Annotated in this window: 14 protein-coding genes and 1 other RNA gene; 11 read left to right on the plus strand and 4 right to left on the minus strand. The window is 64.8% G+C overall.

The features are described 5' to 3' along the window. Positions 1–19: 19 nt before the first annotated feature. A complete protein-coding gene (hisN, locus tag AC1D75_RS10055; RefSeq protein WP_495516035.1) occupies positions 20–829 on the minus strand; it encodes a histidinol-phosphatase in 810 nt (269 codons plus the stop codon). A gap of 64 nt (positions 830–893) precedes the next feature. On the opposite strand from hisN, the gene AC1D75_RS10060 reads away from it, so the two are divergent. From AC1D75_RS10060 to smpB, 7 genes are all read left to right on the plus strand, one after another. Beyond that, on the plus strand, positions 894–1,301 hold the full coding sequence (locus AC1D75_RS10060; protein ID WP_495515091.1) for a hypothetical protein: 408 nt from the start codon (positions 894–896) through the stop codon (positions 1,299–1,301). A 49-nt stretch (positions 1,302–1,350) separates the two neighbouring features. Next, the gene (prfB, locus tag AC1D75_RS10065; RefSeq protein WP_495515092.1) at positions 1,351–2,469 is read left to right on the plus strand and encodes a peptide chain release factor 2; all 1,119 of its coding nucleotides are present in this window, start codon (positions 1,351–1,353) and stop codon (positions 2,467–2,469) included. Between the two features lie 78 nt (positions 2,470–2,547). Beyond that, positions 2,548–3,486, plus strand: coding sequence for a mechanosensitive ion channel family protein (locus tag AC1D75_RS10070; RefSeq protein WP_495515093.1), 939 nt, complete (start codon positions 2,548–2,550; stop codon positions 3,484–3,486). After that, positions 3,483–3,980 (plus strand): Rv3103c transmembrane domain-containing protein, encoded by a 498-nt coding sequence (locus AC1D75_RS10075; RefSeq protein ID WP_495515094.1) that lies wholly within the window; start codon positions 3,483–3,485, stop codon positions 3,978–3,980. Before AC1D75_RS10070 ends, AC1D75_RS10075 begins: the two co-directional genes overlap by 4 nt. An 82-nt stretch (positions 3,981–4,062) precedes the next feature. Next, positions 4,063–4,752: a cell division ATP-binding protein FtsE gene (gene ftsE, locus AC1D75_RS10080; RefSeq protein WP_495515095.1), complete on the plus strand. Its 690-nt coding sequence runs from the start codon at positions 4,063–4,065 to the stop codon at positions 4,750–4,752. A gap of 106 nt (positions 4,753–4,858) precedes the next feature. Next, a complete protein-coding gene (gene ftsX / locus AC1D75_RS10085) occupies positions 4,859–5,764 on the plus strand; it encodes a permease-like cell division protein FtsX (RefSeq protein ID WP_495515096.1) in 906 nt (301 codons plus the stop codon). 99 nt (positions 5,765–5,863) lie between these two features. Then, complete coding sequence (smpB, locus tag AC1D75_RS10090; RefSeq protein WP_495515097.1) at positions 5,864–6,337, plus strand: SsrA-binding protein SmpB; 474 nt, start codon at positions 5,864–5,866, stop codon at positions 6,335–6,337. Between the two features lie 33 nt (positions 6,338–6,370). Here smpB and AC1D75_RS10095 read toward each other — a convergent pair whose 3' ends face one another. Beyond that, positions 6,371–10,273: a WD40 repeat domain-containing protein gene (locus AC1D75_RS10095; RefSeq protein ID WP_495515098.1), complete on the minus strand. Its 3,903-nt coding sequence runs from the start codon at positions 10,271–10,273 to the stop codon at positions 6,371–6,373. Positions 10,274–10,707: 434 nt separating this feature from the next. Here AC1D75_RS10095 and AC1D75_RS10100 point away from each other — a divergent pair, with 434 nt between their 5' ends. The 3 genes from AC1D75_RS10100 (at position 10,708) to AC1D75_RS10110 (ending at position 13,912) form a co-directional block, all read left to right on the plus strand. After that, entirely contained in the window at positions 10,708–12,405 is a 1,698-nt protein-coding gene (locus AC1D75_RS10100) for a cutinase family protein (RefSeq protein WP_495515099.1), read from the plus strand. A gap of 208 nt (positions 12,406–12,613) precedes the next feature. Further along, positions 12,614–12,981: a transfer-messenger RNA gene (gene ssrA / locus AC1D75_RS10105) on the plus strand. A gap of 85 nt (positions 12,982–13,066) precedes the next feature. Next, the gene (locus AC1D75_RS10110; RefSeq protein ID WP_495515100.1) at positions 13,067–13,912 is read left to right on the plus strand and encodes an aldo/keto reductase; all 846 of its coding nucleotides are present in this window, start codon (positions 13,067–13,069) and stop codon (positions 13,910–13,912) included. Between the two features lie 101 nt (positions 13,913–14,013). Here the strand turns inward: AC1D75_RS10110 and AC1D75_RS10115 are convergent, their stop codons facing one another. Both AC1D75_RS10115 and AC1D75_RS10120 read right to left on the minus strand, forming a co-directional pair. Next, complete coding sequence (locus AC1D75_RS10115) at positions 14,014–14,592, minus strand: alpha/beta hydrolase (protein WP_495516036.1); 579 nt, start codon at positions 14,590–14,592, stop codon at positions 14,014–14,016. Continuing rightward, complete coding sequence (locus AC1D75_RS10120; RefSeq protein ID WP_495515101.1) at positions 14,592–15,779, minus strand: lipase family protein; 1,188 nt, start codon at positions 15,777–15,779, stop codon at positions 14,592–14,594. The genes AC1D75_RS10115 and AC1D75_RS10120 overlap by 1 nt, the downstream gene beginning before the upstream one ends. A gap of 214 nt (positions 15,780–15,993) precedes the next feature. Here AC1D75_RS10120 and pgm point away from each other — a divergent pair, with 214 nt between their 5' ends. Next, the gene (gene pgm, locus AC1D75_RS10125; protein ID WP_495515102.1) at positions 15,994–17,634 is read left to right on the plus strand and encodes a phosphoglucomutase (alpha-D-glucose-1,6-bisphosphate-dependent); all 1,641 of its coding nucleotides are present in this window, start codon (positions 15,994–15,996) and stop codon (positions 17,632–17,634) included. Positions 17,635–17,637: the final 3 nt, after the last annotated feature.

Below are 17,637 nucleotides of genomic sequence, written 5' to 3' on the forward strand. Positions count from 1 at the left end.
AGTATGCGCCGGAAACACGTCAGTCAGAAGTCAGCGCGGCCAGAACCTGCGACTGCAGGATCCCGTTGGAGGCCAGCGCGCTGCCCTGATGCGGGCCGTTGACGCCGTCGAGGCCGGTGAATGCGCCGCCGGCCTCACGAACCAGGATGTCGAGTGCGGCCAGGTCCCACAGTGACACCTCCGGCTCGGCGGCGATGTCCACCGCGCCTTCGGCGACCAGACAGTAGTTGTAGAAGTCGCCATAACCCCGAACCCGCCACACGGTGTCGGTGAGATCGATGAACTCGTCACGGATACCCCGGTCGCGCCAGCCCGACAGGCTCGAGAAGGCCAGGCTCGCCGAGGCGAGGTCGGACACTTGCGACACCTGGATACGCCGGACCGAACCGTCGGGGGACTGGGCGAAGGCACCGTCCCCGGCGGCGGCCCACCAGCGACGGCCGAGCGCGGGTGCGCTGACCACGCCGACCTGTGGGACCCCGTCGACGAGCAGTGAGATCAGGGTTGCCCAGACCGGAACACCGCGGACGAAGTTCTTGGTGCCGTCGATCGGATCGATCACCCATTGGCGTCCGGTCAGGGCCACATCGCCACCGAACTCTTCACCGAGGACCGCGTCATCCGGCCGAATCTGGCGGAGTTCATCGCGCAGGCTGGTCTCGACCGCCAGATCGGCATCGGAAACCGGCGTCAGATCCGGCTTGGAATCAACCTGCAGGTCGATGGCGCCGAACCGGTCGAGGGTGATGATGTCGGCGAGTTCGGCCAGCGACAACGCGAGCTCCAGGTCGCTCGAAACATTCGGCAATCCACTTGAGTCGGTCACGATTTGCCACGCTACCCGGCACTAACCTGGAACCCACCGACCCCACCACTCCAGGAGCCAACCGGCCATGTTCGAGATCATCATCATCCTCATGTTCGCGGCGATGCTCGGCGCCGTCCTGATCCAGTGGCGTCGCTCGCGGCCGGGTCAGCCGACCGGCGGCGCCCCCGGGGACCCGCGTTTCGTGAACCGTGTGCCCGGCACGCTGAAGGTGACGGGTGTGTCCGACAAACCCGTCGAAGGGGACAAGAACAACCAGGTCTTCTGCACGGTCTCGGGAACGATCACCGGCCCGGACACACCTCCGACCGACGTCTACGGCCGATTTGTGGTCACCATGGCGATGAGCTGGCCGTCGATCGGCGACGAGATCCCGGTGACCTACAAGCCGGGCAAAGCCGAGACGACGTGGGAGATCGCGGGCCCGATCGGCGACGAACCCGGCGGCGCCGGACCCAACCTGCGCAAAGACTGAGAACTGCGCAGATAGGACTCTGTCCGTTGGACCGGTAGCCTGAGTGATCGTGCATCCAGACGTTTCAGCAGACCTCGACTCCCTCGATTCGACCCTGACCACAGTGGAGAAGGTTCTCGATCTCGAGGAGCTCCGGCGACGGATCGACGAACTCGAGCATCAGGCCGCCGATCCGGAGCTGTGGAACAACCAGGATCACGCCCAGAAGGTGACCAGCGAGCTCTCGCACGCGCAGACCGAACTGCGGCGCGTCTCCGAATTGCGCCAGCGTGTCGAGGACATGCCGCTGCTCTACGAGCTGGCCGAATCCGAAGAAGGCGACTCCCGGGTCGAGGCGCTCGCCGATGCCGATGCCGAGCGTGCCTCACTGCGTGCCGATATCGAGGCGATGGAAGTCAAGACCATGCTCGCCGGTGAGTACGACCACCGTGATGCGCTCGTCAACATCCGGTCCGGCGCCGGTGGCGTGGACGCCGCCGACTGGGCCGAGATGCTGATGCGCATGTACATCCGATGGGCCGAGAAGCACGACCACAAGGTGGAGGTCTACGACACCTCCTACGCCGAAGAAGCCGGCCTCAAGTCCGCGACGTTCGCCGTGAAGGGGCCGTACATGTACGGCACACTCTCCATTGAAATGGGGACCCACCGGCTGGTGCGGATCAGCCCGTTCGACAACCAAGGACGCCGCCAGACGTCGTTCGCCGAGGTTGAGGTGCTCCCTGTGGTCGAAACCACAGATCACATCGACATCCCGGAAACCGAACTGCGCGTTGATGTTTACCGATCGTCCGGCCCCGGTGGGCAGTCTGTGAACACTACGGACTCCGCTGTACGGCTCACACACATTCCGACCGGTATCGTGGTGACTTGTCAGAACGAGAAGAGCCAATTGCAGAACAAGGCAGCCGCCATGCGCGTGCTGCAGGCAAAGCTTCTCGAACGTAAACGCAAAGAAGAGCGCGCCGAGATGGACGCTCTCAAGGGCGACGGCGGGTCCAGCTGGGGCAACCAGATGCGGTCATATGTGCTGCATCCGTACCAGATGGTCAAAGACCTGCGGACCGAATACGAGGTCAACAACCCGACCGCGGTTCTCGATGGTGACATCGACGGATTCATCGAGTCGGGTATCCGGTGGAGGATGGCGCAGAACGCGAGCGCCTGAATCTGACGGCCACCCGATCGTCGGAGATCTCGCAGCCGCCGCCGCCGCCATCACACGACCTGGAGGACCACCCGAGTGATGCATGACTTCAGCGCGCTTGTCACGGCTTCGCCGGACGGTTTGGCCGGCTCGGATCGATTGATCAAGGTGCTGTCCCTGCAGGGCCTATCGATCCTGCTCTGGGTGATCGGGGCTCTGTTGGTGACCCGGTTCATCCAGTGGATGGTCGACAAGGTCACCAGCCGGATCGACGCGGGTTTCACCGAATCCGACGCCCTGGTGCGATCGGAGGCGATCAAACACCGCCATTCCGTCGCGCAGGTGATCGCGTGGGGTGCCATCGCGATCGTCTATATCGTGGCGGGATTCAACATCATCCGCGAGTTCAATGTCCCCATCACCGGGTTCGTGGCGCCGGCAACAGTGCTTGGTGCGGCCCTCGGTTTCGGTGCGCAGCGCATCGTGCAGGACCTGCTCTCGGGATTCTTCATCATCACCGAGAAGCAGTACGGATTCGGTGACGTCGTCAGTCTGGCGATCGTGGGTTCCGCGGAACCGGCAGACGGCACCGTCGAAGATGTCACCCTGCGGATCACCAAGCTGCGCTCGGCCGACGGTGAGATGATCACGATTCCCAACGGGCAGATCGTCAAGGCCGTCAACCTGTCGAAGGACTGGGCCAGGTCGGTTGTCGACATCCCGCTACCGATCGGGGTCGACATGGGCCGCGTCAACGATCTGATCGCCCAGATCGGGCAGCAGGCGTTCAGCGACACCCGCATGGGCAAGTTGCTGCTCGACGAACCCACCGCGATGGGGGTCATCGACATCGAGGTCGACACGGTGACCGTGCGGATCGTGGCGCGAACATTGCCCGGTCGCCAGTTCGAGGTCAGTCGTGACCTGCGATCGCGGCTCGTTCGGGCGCTCAGCCGGGCCGGTATCGCGCTCGCACCCGGATCGGTCATCGAAACCAGCGCGGTGGATCCCGCCGTTGTCGAGGAGGCAAGCCGATGAGCGACCAGACACCGACCAACCCCACCGCCGCACAGCAGGCCCCGCCGAAAAAGTCGTTGTGGGAACGCATTCCGCGACGGTTGTTCCACGGGAAGGTCCGGACCACCACTGTTGCCCTGGGGTTGCTGTTCCTGGCAGCGCTGTTCCTTTACGGCGAGCGAGTGGAGCATTACCAACAGCTGGACGAGCAGAAACGCCAGGCCACGGCGGAGCAGTTGCAACAGTCGCGACCCACCACTCCGGTGACCGAGACCCCCGTGCCGGAATCGGAGTACAGCGAAACTCCGGAGTCCACACAAGAACAGTCGACCACCACGACCCCCGAGACCGATCAGACCGGGCAGAACGGTCAGACCGATCAAACCGTCGAGACGCCAGAGCAAGAGCGAAACGGCCAGCAGACCGAAACGCTGCCACCGCCGGCATCGACATCACAGTCGACGCGTGGACTGCTGCCCGGCCTGGAATTGCCGACGATGAGTATCGCCCCGTGAATCGGGTTGTCGGGAACTGCGCCCGGCCCGGCCGGGCCCGCCTGAGCGGGTTGCGACACATCCGTGGTTACACTGGCAGACCGTGATCAGCGTCAAGAATGTGACGATGCAGTACAAGGCATCGACCAGGCCCGCACTGCGGGATTTGTCCCTCGACGTCGACAAAGGCGATTTCACTTTCCTCATCGGGCCCTCCGGCTCGGGCAAGTCGACGTTCTTTCGTTTGCTCCTGAAAGAAGACAAGCCCACCACGGGTGATGTCTACGTCGGCGACTTCCACGTCAACAAGCTGCCCAGCCGCAAGGTGCCGAAGCTCCGGCAGTCCGTGGGATGTGTGTTCCAGGACTTCCGGCTGTTGCAGCAGAAGTCGGTGGCCGAGAACGTGGCGTTTGCCCTCGAGGTCATCGGAAAGCCGCGCAGCACCGTCGACAAGGTGGTGCCCGAGGTCCTCGACTACGTCGGACTGTCCGGCAAGGCCGACCGCATGCCATACGAGCTCTCCGGCGGTGAGATGCAGCGCGTGGCGATCGCCCGCGCCATCGCGAACCGGCCTCTGCTCCTGCTTGCCGACGAGCCGACCGGAAACCTCGATCCCGACACCAGTCGAGAGATCGTCGAGGTCCTCGACCGGGTGAACCGCCGTGGGACCACCGTGGTGATGGCAACCCACGACCGGGCGATCGTCGATTCGATGCGCCGCCGAGTCCTCGAGTTCAGCAACGGCCGCCTTGCCCGCGACGACGAGCACGGCGTGTACGGCCTCGGCGGCTGAGTAGCCCGTAGCCCGCCGCGGAGATGAAGCGCAGCGGTGCTCGACCCGTGTAATCAGTCAAGACGTCACTTTTTGCAGTCCCGACCGGGAGGACACCCCAACTCACATGCGTGCGAGTTTCATATTGAGCGAGGTCCTCAACGGACTGCGCCGCAATATCACCATGACCATGGCCATGATCATCACCACCGCCATCACCCTGGGCATGTTCGGTGCCGGTCTGATGGTGGTCCAGATGGCCGACAAGACCCAGGACATCTTTCTCGATCGGGTGGAGATGCAGATCTTCATCTCCGATCAGGTGACCGATGCCGATCCGAACTGCCAGAGCGCGCCGTGCCTGACGCTGCGGGAACAGATCGAGGCGGCCGACGGGGTCGACTCGGTGCAATACATCGACCGGGCCGCGGCATTCCGTGACGCCACGACCAAGACCTTCGCCAACAACCCGGACATCGCCGCGCTGGTCCGCGAGGACACGTTGCCCGCGTCGTTCAAGGTCCGCATGGCAGATCCGGACCAGTTCGGAGCCGTGCTCGACGAGTTCCGCGATGCCGAAGGCGTGGACAGCGTCCTGGACCAGCGAGAACTGGTGAGCCGGATCTTCAGCGTGCTCGACGGTGCCCGCAACGCCGCATTCACGATCGCCCTCGTCCAGGCGATCGCCGCGATCCTGTTGATCGCGAACACCGTGCAGGTGGCCGCCTACACCCGCCGAACCGAGGTGGGAATCATGCGGTTGGTGGGTGCCACCCGCTGGTACACCCAGCTGCCATTTCTGCTCGAGGCGGTGATCGCGACACTGGTGGGTTCGTTGCTGGCGATCGGTGGACTCTTCGGGGCGAAGGTGCTGTTCTTCGACAAGGCGCTCGAGGACCTGTACGGGGTCAACATTCTCGCCAAGATCGAGATCTCGGACGTGCTGTTCGTTGCGCCGTGGCTGGTCATCATCGGTGTGGTGATGTCGAGTCTGACCGCCTACGCGACGTTGCGGTTCTACGTCCGCGAATAAGGATGCGACACCCCCGCCTGCTGCTGTGTATTGTTGCGGGGCCATCGACGACGCCGCCAGGCGCCGATGTGATCGACGAACTGAGAGTAGGTGACGAGGATGAAGGAAAAGGGCCGCAAGGCAATTGCCACGAACCGTAAGGCGCGGCACAACTACGCCATCCTCGACACCTATGAAGCCGGTGTTGCACTGCTTGGCACCGAGGTGAAGAGCCTACGCGAGGGAAAAGCCTCGTTGGTGGACGCGTTCGCGACTGTCGACAACGGTGAGGTCTGGCTCCGCGGACTGCACATCCCGGAATACGGCAACGGTTCCTGGACCAACCATGCACCGCGACGCAGTCGCAAATTGTTGTTGCATCGCAAAGAGATCGACGGTCTGGTCGGCAAGATCCGGGACGGAAACCTGACCCTGGTGCCACTGTCGATGTACTTCAACGACGGCAAGGTGAAGGTCGAATTGGCGCTCGCGAGAGGCAAGCAGGCCCACGACAAGCGCCACGATCTGGCCAAACGCGACGCCGAACGCGAGGTCACCCGGGAGTTGGGCCGTCGCGTGAAGGGTATGCGCTGACCTACGGTCGAGGCCTCGGCCCTTCGCCCGATCTCAGTCCGGCACCGATTCGAACCCCGAGCACGTCTGTCGGTAGGGGATGTCGGGCAAGAGGTCTTTCCACTTGCTCTCGGTCATCCCGCCTGCCGTGGCCTGACAGAGCCCGGCGTCGGCCGTCACCTGATGGGTCCACCAGCGCAGCGCGCCGTTCTCACCAGCGCCTGCCAGATGTTTGCCGTCCGGGCTGAACGCGACTTTCCAGCGCACGGTGCCCGGCGGCGTCACCGTCCGGCCGATCGCGGTGGGATGGGTCATCTGGCGCAGGTCCCACATGCGCACGGTCTGGTCGTCGCTGCCCGTGGCGAGCATGGAGCCACTCGGGTCGAAGGTCACCGAACGCACTGTCGACTCGTGTCCGGTCACCTTCACCGGATTCGAATCAGGGGCGTCGAGATTCCAGAGCCGAACGGTCTGATCGTCGCTGCCGGTCGCCACCCACTGTGAGTCCGGACTGATCGCCACCGCGTTGATGGGCCCACTGTGCCCCGGGTAGACCTGCGACAGCGGGGCGCCCCTCTGCAGGTCCCACAGGTGCAGATTCTTGTCGCTGCTGGCGGCGGCCAGATAGCGCCCATCCGGTGAGAACGCCACATCATTGATCCAGCCCTGAGGCCCGGTCAGCGGCGCTCCCGCGGCGACCGGCTTGCGTCGGTCGGTCAGGTTCCAGATCTGCACGCTCTGATCATCGGAGGCGGTCGCCAACGACATCGAGTCAGGGGAGAAGGCCAGCCCGTGGGTATACCGCGCGCGGGAGTTCAGCGGCGCACCGAGCGGTCGCGGGGAGGCCGGGTCGGCGACATCCCACAGGCGTACCTGGCCGGTTCCCACGCCGGTGTACGCCAACGTGCGTCCGTCCCCGGACAATGCGATGGTCTCGACCTCCTGCGGTCCGGCCGGGTCGACCAACAGGGCTATCGGGCGCGGGGCGGTGCCCTCGGTGGTGTCCCACATTCGCACCGTGCCATCGCGCGATCCCGTTGCCATCAATGACCCGGATGCGTTGAACGCCGGTTGCGCGACGCGGCCCGTGTGGCCGAGGACGGTTCCGGCAGGCAACGTCCAGAACCGGACGGCGCCGTCCTGGCCCCCGGTGATCAAGCGGCCGCCGGGACCGCCGAACGCGACCGTGGTCAGACCGCCACTGCTACCGGTCAACGGCTGACCGAGCAGCACCGGACGGGCCGGGTCGGTCAGGCTCCAGACCTTGGCCGTGCCGTCCCAGCTGGCCGTTGCCAACAGTGAACCGTCGTGATTGAACTCGAGCGACCAGATCGCTGCGGTATGCGCTTCGGAGGGTGCGCCCATGGCCCTGGGTGCGGTTCGGTCGGACATCGACCACATCCGGATGGTCTGGTCGTCGCTCGCGGTTGCCAGCAGTGACCCGTCCGGGCTGAATCTGACCGCATGCACGGTGGCGTCGTACCCGGTCAGAGGCGCACCGAGCTGCTCGGGGGCGGCCGGATCGCTGGTGTCCCACACGATTGCGGTCCGGTCGTCGCTGCCGGTGACGAGGGTCTTGCCGTCGGGTGAGAAGTCCAGGGTGCGAAGTGCATCGCTGTGCCCGGCCAGGACTTGCGTCTGGCCGGTCTCCAGATTCCACAGGCGGGCGGTGTGGTCGTCGCCTGCGGTGGCGATCCAGCGGGTGACGCCGTCGGCTTCGGGGCGCACGGCTATCTGATAGACGGCCCCGGTGTGTCCGGTCAGGGGCGTGCCCGCGCGTAGATGAGCATTGGCCGGGTCCGTGACGTCCCAGACCTGGACGACGCCGTTGCCGTCGCCGGAGAACAGGGTGTCGCCGTCGGTGGAGTACTCGACGCTGGTGATCCACGACTGGTGTCCGGCCAGCGGCTGACCCATCGGGGTCGGCAGGCCGGTTCCCGACTCCTGCCACAGCCGGACGGTGCGGTCGTAGCTTGCCGTCGCGACCAGATTCCGGTTGTTGATGGCGACGTCGTACACGGCACCTTCGTGTCCGTCCACCACGCTTGCCAGCGCCGACGTCTGGGTTCCCATCAGCAAGGCGCTGGGCCGCGGGTCGTCGGGACGTTGCTCGGCGGCGGCCAGGGACAGGCGGGCCGAGACCGTGGGATCGACCGATTGTGTCAGCGCGGCCTGCGCCAGCAACGCGTTGAACTGGGCATCGGAGCGGTCGGCGTCGGCCTGGCGCTGCTGTTGCACCGCGACCAGCGCTGCCATTGCCGTCGTCAGCAGCAAGACCACCAGCAGCAAGACCAGGCCGCGGCGCAACCGGGAACCCCGGCGTGAGGATTCCCGGGCCGCATCGAGGAATTCGACGGTGATCGGTGAGATCGGACCGCGGGAGTCCTTCTGCCACCCGGTCGCCGATGCCAGGCGGGTGCCGCTGTAGAGCAGCGACCGGTCGTTGTCGCCCGCTCGCCATTCGCGGGCATCGGCATCAATACGCTGTCTGCGCAAGACGTCTTCGCGGTCGTCGTCGAGCCATTGCGACAGGCGCGGCCACGCCTCGATGACGGCCTCGTGGGCCAGGGTGGTCCCGCGTTCGTCGTGGACGACGATGCGGGCCTGACCGAGCGCGTCGAGGATCGCCGGGGCCTGCGGATGGCGGTTGCGCAGCTCGGCGGTCGGGACGTGGCGCCGGGTGCCGCGCCCGTCCTCTCCGATGTGGGCCATGTGCAGCAGCAGGTCGCGGGCGACTTCGCGCTGGACGTCGGTGAACTGCGACCAGCGCTCTTCGGCGCTGAGCCTGATGGCGCCGTGGACGCCACCGGTCTCGCGGTATCCGGCGAGGGTGAGGACGTCGCCGGATCTGGCTTCCCAGGTGCGGTGTAGAGCGTGCGCCATCAGGGGGAGCACGCCCGGATCGGAGGGGACCGCGGTTGCGCTCCGCGAGGTGACACCGAGGTCGGACAGGATGACGTCGACCAGTCCGTCCGCCACCGAGAGTCCCACCGCGCCCGCCGGACCGACGATGGCGGAAGTCAGATCTGCACGCGACATCCGGCCGAGCACCATCTGGTTGTGTACCAGCGAGTCGGTGAGGGCCGGGAGTTCGACACACTGCTGGTAGAAGTCCGAACGCACCGCGACGACGACACCCGCGCAGTTGCCCGGCTCGCAGTGGTCGCTGTCGGGCAGTTCGGTCAGCATGGAGATGAACTTCGAGCGCTCGAGATCGTCGCAGTTGGTGAAGACCTCTTCGAACTGGTCGACGATCAGTACCCGCGGCGTGGCGGCACTCTCCGAACCCAATGCTTCGGTGAGTGCCTGTGTGGGTCGTGAGCCCGGGGTCATCGAGGTGACCGTGTAGTCCGCGCCGATCGCCACGGCAAAGCCGGCCTGCAGGAGCGAGGATTTACCCGAACCCGACGCTCCGACCACAAATGTCAGTCGTCGGGTTCCGAGGTTGGCGGTGAATCGCTCGACGAGTATCGAGATCGCCTTGGCTCTGCCGAAGTAGAAGTCCGTATCGGAATCCGACAGTGGTGTCAGCCCGGGGAACGGACAGACGTCCAGGCGCGTGGAAGCAGGCTTCTCGATCGGTTTCGACCGGGTTTCCTTGCCCTTTTCCGGGATGGCAGGTGAGGTCAATGCCTGGTTCCACAGGTTCTGCCATTCGACGATCGAGTAGAGCCCGCGCGACGGCGGTTCCGGGCGTCGTTTCCGGGCGGCGGCGATCAGAACGCGGAGTGTGGCCGCGAGCCCGTCGAACTTGGCGGGAACATTGCGGCCGGTTCGCCAATCCGACAGCCGTTGTGGGGAGACCGCACCGGCACGGGGTGAATCTCCGGTGAGCAGCGATGCGGAGGCGCGCGAGGCGAGGGTTTTGAGGGCCGGAGATCCGGCGGTCTCGTGCAGCAAACGAAAGCGTGCGGCGAACTCGAGGCGGGCGTCGCGGGTCGCGATGCTCGGTGTCACTTCGTCCAACCTCGGTTCTGCCGATCTGTAGGAGAGCTAAATGATTGTTGATTGTGCCAATTGTTTCCACAATCAAACGAGACGTAGGTCACATGGTTCCCCGGCGGTGCAGATGGCGGCCCGGTTTGTTCAGGATCCGGACCGGATAGGGATTCATGCCCTGTGAACAGTACCTTTCAGCTCCGGAGAGTTTCCACAGGAGTCATACAGGCGATTCACATGAAGGATTAGGGCTGCCTAACTAACGAAGAACTGGCCGTGGGTCCGGTCCGACTCTGAGTTGGGGGCAATGCACAAGTCCCACGCGCACAGTCCATATGGACGTGAGCCTCAACAGGAGCATTCGAACAATGACCCGAAAACGATCTAGGGCCGGGGGTGGTGCCACGATCCAGACGGATCGTCGGCATCGTCGATGGCGCCCGGTGGTGGCGATGATGTTCGCCTCTCTCGCGGCGACCATGACAATGGGTGTGGTGCCGGCGCTGGTTCAGTCGAACGTGTCGGCACGACCGATCAGCGACTGCCCGGACCTCCATGTGGTGGCGGTCCCGGGAACACTGGATTCGAGTAAGAGTCGGGATCCGCATGATCAAAGTGGCGTTCTCGCCCCGGTGATCGCGGATGCCGAGCGGGGTGCGCCCGAAGGGTCGATGCAGACGACCTACGTGCCGTATCCCGCAGACTTCGGCTACACGTCGGACGGCACTCCCTATGCACAATCAGTGGATGCCGGTGTGGCGGCGACGGAAGCGCAGATCGCCCAGATCGAAAAGCAATGTGGATCCGACACCGAGATTGCGATTGTCGGATACAGCCAGGGTGCGGAAATCGCCGATCGGGTAGCGGCCGATATCGGTGCAGGCAACGGACCCGTACCCGCATCGCAGGTGCGTGGTGTCTACCTGATCTCCGACCCCAACCGGGGTGCGGGTGCAGATCTGGTTCCGGGTGCGCCAGGATTGTCGGCGCCGTTGAACGGTGCGCGGACCGCTGCGTCGAGTTCGGACGCCGCACTCGGCGCCGGGATGGGATCGGGACGTGGTTCCGGGTTCGGTGAGCTGACCGGGCGCGTTGTGTCCCTGTGTATGACCGGCGATTTCGCCTGTGCGATCCCCGAGAATGCTCAGGTGGTCCGGATCGGTGCCAATGTGGCCGAACAGATCCACATCGACCCGACCGATCCAGGACAGATCACGATGGATCTGGGGTCAGTTGCACTGCGGTCGGCGTTGCTGACCGGACTCCACGTGGTGACAACGCCGCATTGGATGTTGTCGTCGGAGACGTTGGGCGATGTGGTCGCCGCGACGACCGATCCGTACTACACCGTGCCGGACTACAAGGACCCGTTGGTTGTCTTGCGGTCCGTTTACGGTGTGGCGACATTTGCAACAGAGGTGTCGGACGCCTGGGAAGCGAAAGTGGCGCAAGAGTTGGTCCTTGGTGTCCACAACAACGTCGGGGTGCTGCTCATGGCGGCGCACCCGGAGTACTGGTACCCGGGAATCTCGCACACCAGCTACTTCAACGATCCTGACCAGACAGGTCTCACCGGCACGAACTACGTGAGTTCGTGGCTTCGGGAGTCTGCGGTCAGCAGCGCACCGTCGGGAAGTGTCGAAGCTGTTTCGGCTCCGGCGGAGGCAACATCGTCGACGATCGATCCGGTCGCCAACGGTGTGACCACCGGAGTTGCGGTTGCACAGGTGAACGCGGCAGTTGTTCGGCAACTGCCCAAGGTTGCCGACGCGCTCACCGACGAGGTCGACAACCTTGCTCGGGGCACCGCGGTCGAGACCCAGGTCACCGATGTGACCGGGGCAGTCGATCAGAGTGCTGCCGTGGTGGACCAGGTGTTCGACGGTATTGACCGGACCGTTGCTCGGGCCGAGCAACGCCTCGACACGATCAAGCAGACGGTGACCGATACCGTCGCGCCGATCATCGAGAAGGTCCAACCTGTCATCGACACCGTCGAGAAGGTCGTCGACACCGTTGACAAGGTCACCGAGGTCGTGGACGCGGCGCAGCAGGGACCCGCTGGGCTTCTGCAGCTCGCCGATGCGACGTCGCACAGCGATACCGCTGACGCGGTGTCGCAGACCGGGACGGTTGTGGTCGACAACTGAAAGCAGAGATTGATCGAGGTAGTCGCTCGATGAACTCTTGAGAGGGCCTCATCCCCGCCGGCAGGTGGAGGTGAGGCCCTTTTCGTGTGGTCGGCCTGCCACGCCCGACGTTGTCGGCCGACAAAAGGAATGACAAGGGCGACAGGCTTGTTACAATGGTTTGTCCGGTCGCTGCCAGCGGCTGGATCCTACTGAAGATGCACCTCTAGGGGCTGAACGGTTTCGACTTGGTTTGTTGAGGTAGGGGAAGCGTGTCGGTGCAGGCTAGAGACCACCGTAAGCGTCGTAGCAACCAATTAAGCGCCGACAAAAATCAGCGCGACTACGCCCTCGCTGCCTAAGCGATTGCGTGTCTGTCGGCCCGGGTGTGTTCCCGCCCCGGGTACCGGCATCATTTAGGGAACTCACTGCTGTGGCCGGTCGCGGACCACGGCAGGACAACCAACAGCGACTGGGATCGTCATCTCGGCTTGTTCGCGTGACCGAGAGATCCGAGTAGAGGCTTAGCGAACTGCACACGGAGAAGCCCTACTGACACGGCGAAGGACCCGGGTTCGATTCCCGGCAGCTCCACCGTCTCGCAGAAGCGGGGAGAGGACCAGAAAAGGTTCTCTCCCCGCTTTTGTGTTCAGGGCTCCGATCAACAGTGGATTGGACGACGATGACCCAGGTTCCGAACATCACACTCAACAACGGAAACACCATCCCGCAGCTCGGGTTCGGCGTGTTCCAGATCAAGCCGGAAGACACCGCAGACGCGGTGCGGACTGCACTCGAGGTCGGCTACCGCCACATCGACACCGCGGAGATGTACGGCAACGAGAAAGAGGTCGGCGAAGGGATCCGCGCGTCCGGCATCGCCCGTGACGAGATCTTCGTGACCAGCAAGCTCAACAACACGTTCCACGAGCCCCATGCGGCCCGTAAGGCCTTCGACACCACGCTCAAAGACCTCGGACTCGAGCAGATCGACCTGTTCCTGATCCACTGGCCGCTGCCGACCCAGTACGGCGGCGACTACGTGTCGACCTGGAAGACCCTCATCGAGTTCGCCAAGGACGGCCGCTCGAAGTCTGTTGGTGTCTCGAACTTCCAACCGGATCATCTCGACCGGTTGGCCGCCGAGACGTCGCTGGTGCCCGCGGTCAACCAGATCGAGGTGCATCCGTACTTCACCAACGAGGTCGCCCGGCAGTACGGCAAAGATCACGGCATCGCGACCGAGGCCTGGTCACCCATCGCCCAGGGCAAGGTTCTCGACGATCCGGTGATCACCGAGATCGCGAACAAGATCGGGAAGTCGACCGCACAGGTGGTCCTGCGATGGCACATCCAGCGCGGCGACATCATCTTCCCGAAGTCGGTCACGGCAAAGCGCGTCGAAGAGAACTTCGCGATCTTCGATTTCGAACTCGACAACGACGCCATCAGCGCAATCACCGCACTCGACAAGGGTGAGGATGGCCGAAACGGCCCCAACCCCGACACGTTCGATTACATCGGCTGACCCATCGGCTGACCCCGCTCGCTGCGGAAATTCGCGCCGCTTACCTCGAAACGCGCCGGTTGCAACCGGCGCGTTTCGCTGTGGGTGGCGCGAATTCGCGGCTAGAGGAAGCTGCGGACGAATCGGACGGCCGTGGACTGCCAGGTCCAGACATGGTCGAGGAGGGCATGGCCGCCGCCCTCGATCGGCACATAGGTCGCATCCACGCCGCGTTCCTGCAGTTCGGCGATACCCTTGGCGGTGCGGCTCGGATACGTTCGGATGTCCGCGGTTCCGTGTAGCGCAAGCACTTTCGCGTCGATGTTGATGTAGCGCCAATCGGCGTGCTGCCACCACGGTGCCAGCGCGAGTACTCCGGCCACCCGTTTGTCGGCGGCCAGTCGAGCGGCCACCCGGCCACCCATCGAATGCCCGACGACGATCACCGGGGCGTCGGGTGCGGCCTGCAGCAGACGGTCGAGTGCCTGCTGGGCCCTGGCCATGGGGCTGTTCTCGTCGCCGTTCCAGCCGTACACCTCGTACACGGCTTGGCGGACGGCCACATCCGGCAGCGCGGTGAGCGACAACGTGAACGGGTACATGCGCAACGCCGCAGGTTGTTTGCGGCTGTACGGCTCGTGGGACGAGTCGGTGCCGCCCGGCAGCACCAGGACCGACGCCTTCGGTTTTCGGCCGGGGATCAGCACGTGCTCGGTGCGGGCGCGCCCGTCAGTCGATCGTTGATGAACGCCAACGCAAACGGCACACCCGTTGCGATGGTCGACCCGTGGTCGCCGGGCAGGATGAGCGTCTGCACCCGGGTGCCCTGGCCACACCACTTCGCGGCGGTGGCGAGAACCTGTGAGGTGGGGGTGAGTTGGTCGTCGGCGCCTTGATACAGCAGCACGGGGATCCGCGGCGCCTCGGGCGACACCTGCAAGCTGTTCTGGTTCAGGGCGGCGGTGCCTGCCGGGTCATCGGACAGGCGACCGCCGGTCACGACGTCGGAGATCCTGAGGTTGGCGCCGGCGTCGATGATCTGCTGCGTGCAGGCATTGCGGATCTGGTCGGCCAATGCCACACCCCGTCCGTTCAGTTGTCGGGACAGGGGGAGTTCTGCCGGGTATTCGCGTTCCAGGCCGACCGATGCGGCAAAACCCAGCCCGAACAGGGGGTTGGCGGTGATGCCGAGGGTTCGGGCGATGGAGTCGAGGTTGACCGGGGTCCCGCCGGCGGAGAGTCCGACGAGGTTCAGTTCGGGGGCGTAGGTCGGCGCCAGGGCCGCGGCGAACCCGCTGGCCATCGCGCCACCGGAATATCCGGCGAGCACCGCCGGGGTCCTGCCGACGCGGACTCGGGCGTCGGACTGCACCGCGCGGATGGAATCGAGAGTGATGGTGCCGCCGAGCCTCGCCGCACCGTACGCGCTGGTGGGACCCAGGTGGTCGGGCACGTTGACCGCAACACCCCGGGCCAGGGCCAGAGCGATCAGCGGTTGTTCTTGCAGCCCGCCGGAGAACAGCTGGTGCGACGGGGCGCATTGGAGGCCGAGGGAGTTGGTGAACGGCTGGTAGGAGAGCAGGTCGTGGCGACTGCCGCCGTCGGGGACGAGGATCGTCGTCACCGCGGCGATCGGGTCACCGGCGGAGTTGGTGGTCCGGAACTGGATCTTCTGGGCGGTGGACCCAGGGAACGGACTGCTCAGGTTCTGCACCTTGAGTACCTGTCCGTTGGCCGCCGAGTTCAGATTGCCGGGCGCGGCATAGAACGGGTCGCTGTTGGGGGCGGGCATGAAGGGTGCCGCGCCGGCCGGAGCCACGGAGAAGCCGACGACTGCCGTGGTGGTGAGTGCAACGGCGGCAAAGCTCCGCAGGATTCGCCGTCTCACCGGTTTCCGAACACGCACGATGCTCCCTCCGTCCCCCAACCGAGGTTTCGTCGGTTCCAGGTTCTACGGAGCGCGACATTTCTACGGTGGAGTGTAGCCCGCTCGTCGGGCCCCGAAGGACGATCGGTGGCAGAATTCAGGACGTCCAGTCGAAGTCGCCAGGACGCAGCAGACGGTTCGCCGGCCCGCTGCAGCACAACCGGAAGGAAGACCAATGGCTCATCCGCGCGCGGGAACCGTGGCGTTGCCGGAAGATCTGATCGATGTGTCGGCTGTGATCGATGCCTACTATTCCGGCAAACCAGATCCTGAAAACCCTTTGCAGCAAGTGGTTTTCGGCACCTCCGGCCATCGAGGATCGAGTTTGGACAACGCGTTCAACGAAGATCACATCGTGGCGACCACGCAGGCCATCGTCGAGTACCGGGCCGGCGCCGGCATCACCGGGCCACTGTTCATCGGCCGCGACACCCACGCCCTCTCACTCCCTGCCTGGCAGAGCGCGATCGAGGTCCTGGTTGCCGCCGGTGTCCGGGTCCTGGTCGACAGCCGAGACGGCTTCACTCCGACGCCCGCGGTGAGCCACGCGATCCTGACCCACAATCGGGGCAGTGGCCCGCAGGCCGACGGCATCGTCGTCACCCCGTCGCACAATCCGCCCCGTGACGGCGGCTTCAAATACAACCCACCCAACGGTGGCCCGGCGGACACCGACATCACCAGCGTGGTCGCTGCCCGCGCCAACGAGCTGCTCCGCAGCGGATTGTCCGGTGTGAAACGGATCCCCTTCGAGGCCGCCCAGAAATCGGAGTTCTTCGGGACCTATGACTTCCTGGCCGCGTACGTCGACGACCTCGCGTCGGTGATCGACATGGCGGCCATCCGGAGCGCAGGTGTCCGGATCGGTGCCGACCCACTCGGCGGCGCCTCGGTCGGGTACTGGGGGGAGATCGGCCAACGCTACTCGCTGACGAACCTGACCGTGGTCAATCCCTCTGTGGATCCGGCATTTTCATTCATGACCCTCGATACCGACGGCAAGATCCGGATGGATTGCAGCTCACCGAACGCGATGGCCTCGCTGATCGGTGCGCGCGATCAGTACGACATCGCCACCGGTAACGATGCCGACTCCGACCGGCACGGCATCGTGACCCCGGACGGTGGGCTGATGAATCCGAATCACTTCCTGGCCGTTGCCATCGACTACCTGTTCACCCACCGCGGTGGGTGGTCGCCGAGTGCGGCGGTTGGCAAGACGCTGGTGTCATCATCGATGATCGACCGCGTCGTTGCCGGTATCGGACGGAACCTGATCGAGGTGCCGGTCGGATTCAAGTGGTTTGTGCCCGGACTCCTCGACGGCTCGGTCGGTTTCGGTGGTGAGGAGAGTGCCGGGGCATCGTTCCTGCGCACCGACGGCACCGTCTGGACCACCGACAAAGACGGCATCATCTTGGCCCTGCTGGCCTCGGAGATCCTTGCGGTGACCGGTAAGACGCCCTCGCAGCGTTACGCGGAATTGGCGCAGCAGCATGGTGGTTCGCCGTCCTATGCGCGCATCGATGCTCCGGCCGACCGGCAGCAGAAGGCCACGCTGGCGAAGCTGTCGGCGGATCAGGTCACCGCGACCGAACTCGCCGGGGAGCCGATCACCGCGATCCTCACCGAGGCGCCGGGTAACGGGGCAAAGATCGGTGGGTTGAAAGTGACCACCGAGAATGCCTGGTTCGCCGCGCGGCCCTCGGGTACCGAGGACGTCTACAAGATCTATGCCGAATCATTCAACGGGCCAGAGCATTTGGCGCAAGTGCAGGCGCAGGCGCAGGAACTTGTCGATGGTGTCCTTGGCTGAGCC

The sequence above is a fragment of the Williamsia sp. Y712 genome, from assembly GCF_059445525.1.

Excerpts from the sequence above, each read along its gene's own strand:
- smpB (WP_495515097.1), top strand. The coding sequence starts at position 5,864 with ATGAAGGAAAAGGGCCGCAAGGCAATTGCCACGAACCGTAAGGCGCGG.
- AC1D75_RS10070 (WP_495515093.1), top strand. The coding sequence starts at position 2,548 with ATGCATGACTTCAGCGCGCTTGTCACGGCTTCGCCGGACGGTTTGGCC.
- pgm (WP_495515102.1), top strand. The coding sequence starts at position 15,994 with ATGGCTCATCCGCGCGCGGGAACCGTGGCGTTGCCGGAAGATCTGATC.
- AC1D75_RS10075 (WP_495515094.1), top strand. The coding sequence starts at position 3,483 with ATGAGCGACCAGACACCGACCAACCCCACCGCCGCACAGCAGGCCCCG.
- AC1D75_RS10060 (WP_495515091.1), top strand. The coding sequence starts at position 894 with ATGTTCGAGATCATCATCATCCTCATGTTCGCGGCGATGCTCGGCGCC.
- AC1D75_RS10110 (WP_495515100.1), top strand. The coding sequence starts at position 13,067 with ATGACCCAGGTTCCGAACATCACACTCAACAACGGAAACACCATCCCG.
- AC1D75_RS10100 (WP_495515099.1), top strand. The coding sequence starts at position 10,708 with ATGATGTTCGCCTCTCTCGCGGCGACCATGACAATGGGTGTGGTGCCG.
- ftsX (WP_495515096.1), top strand. The coding sequence starts at position 4,859 with ATGCGTGCGAGTTTCATATTGAGCGAGGTCCTCAACGGACTGCGCCGC.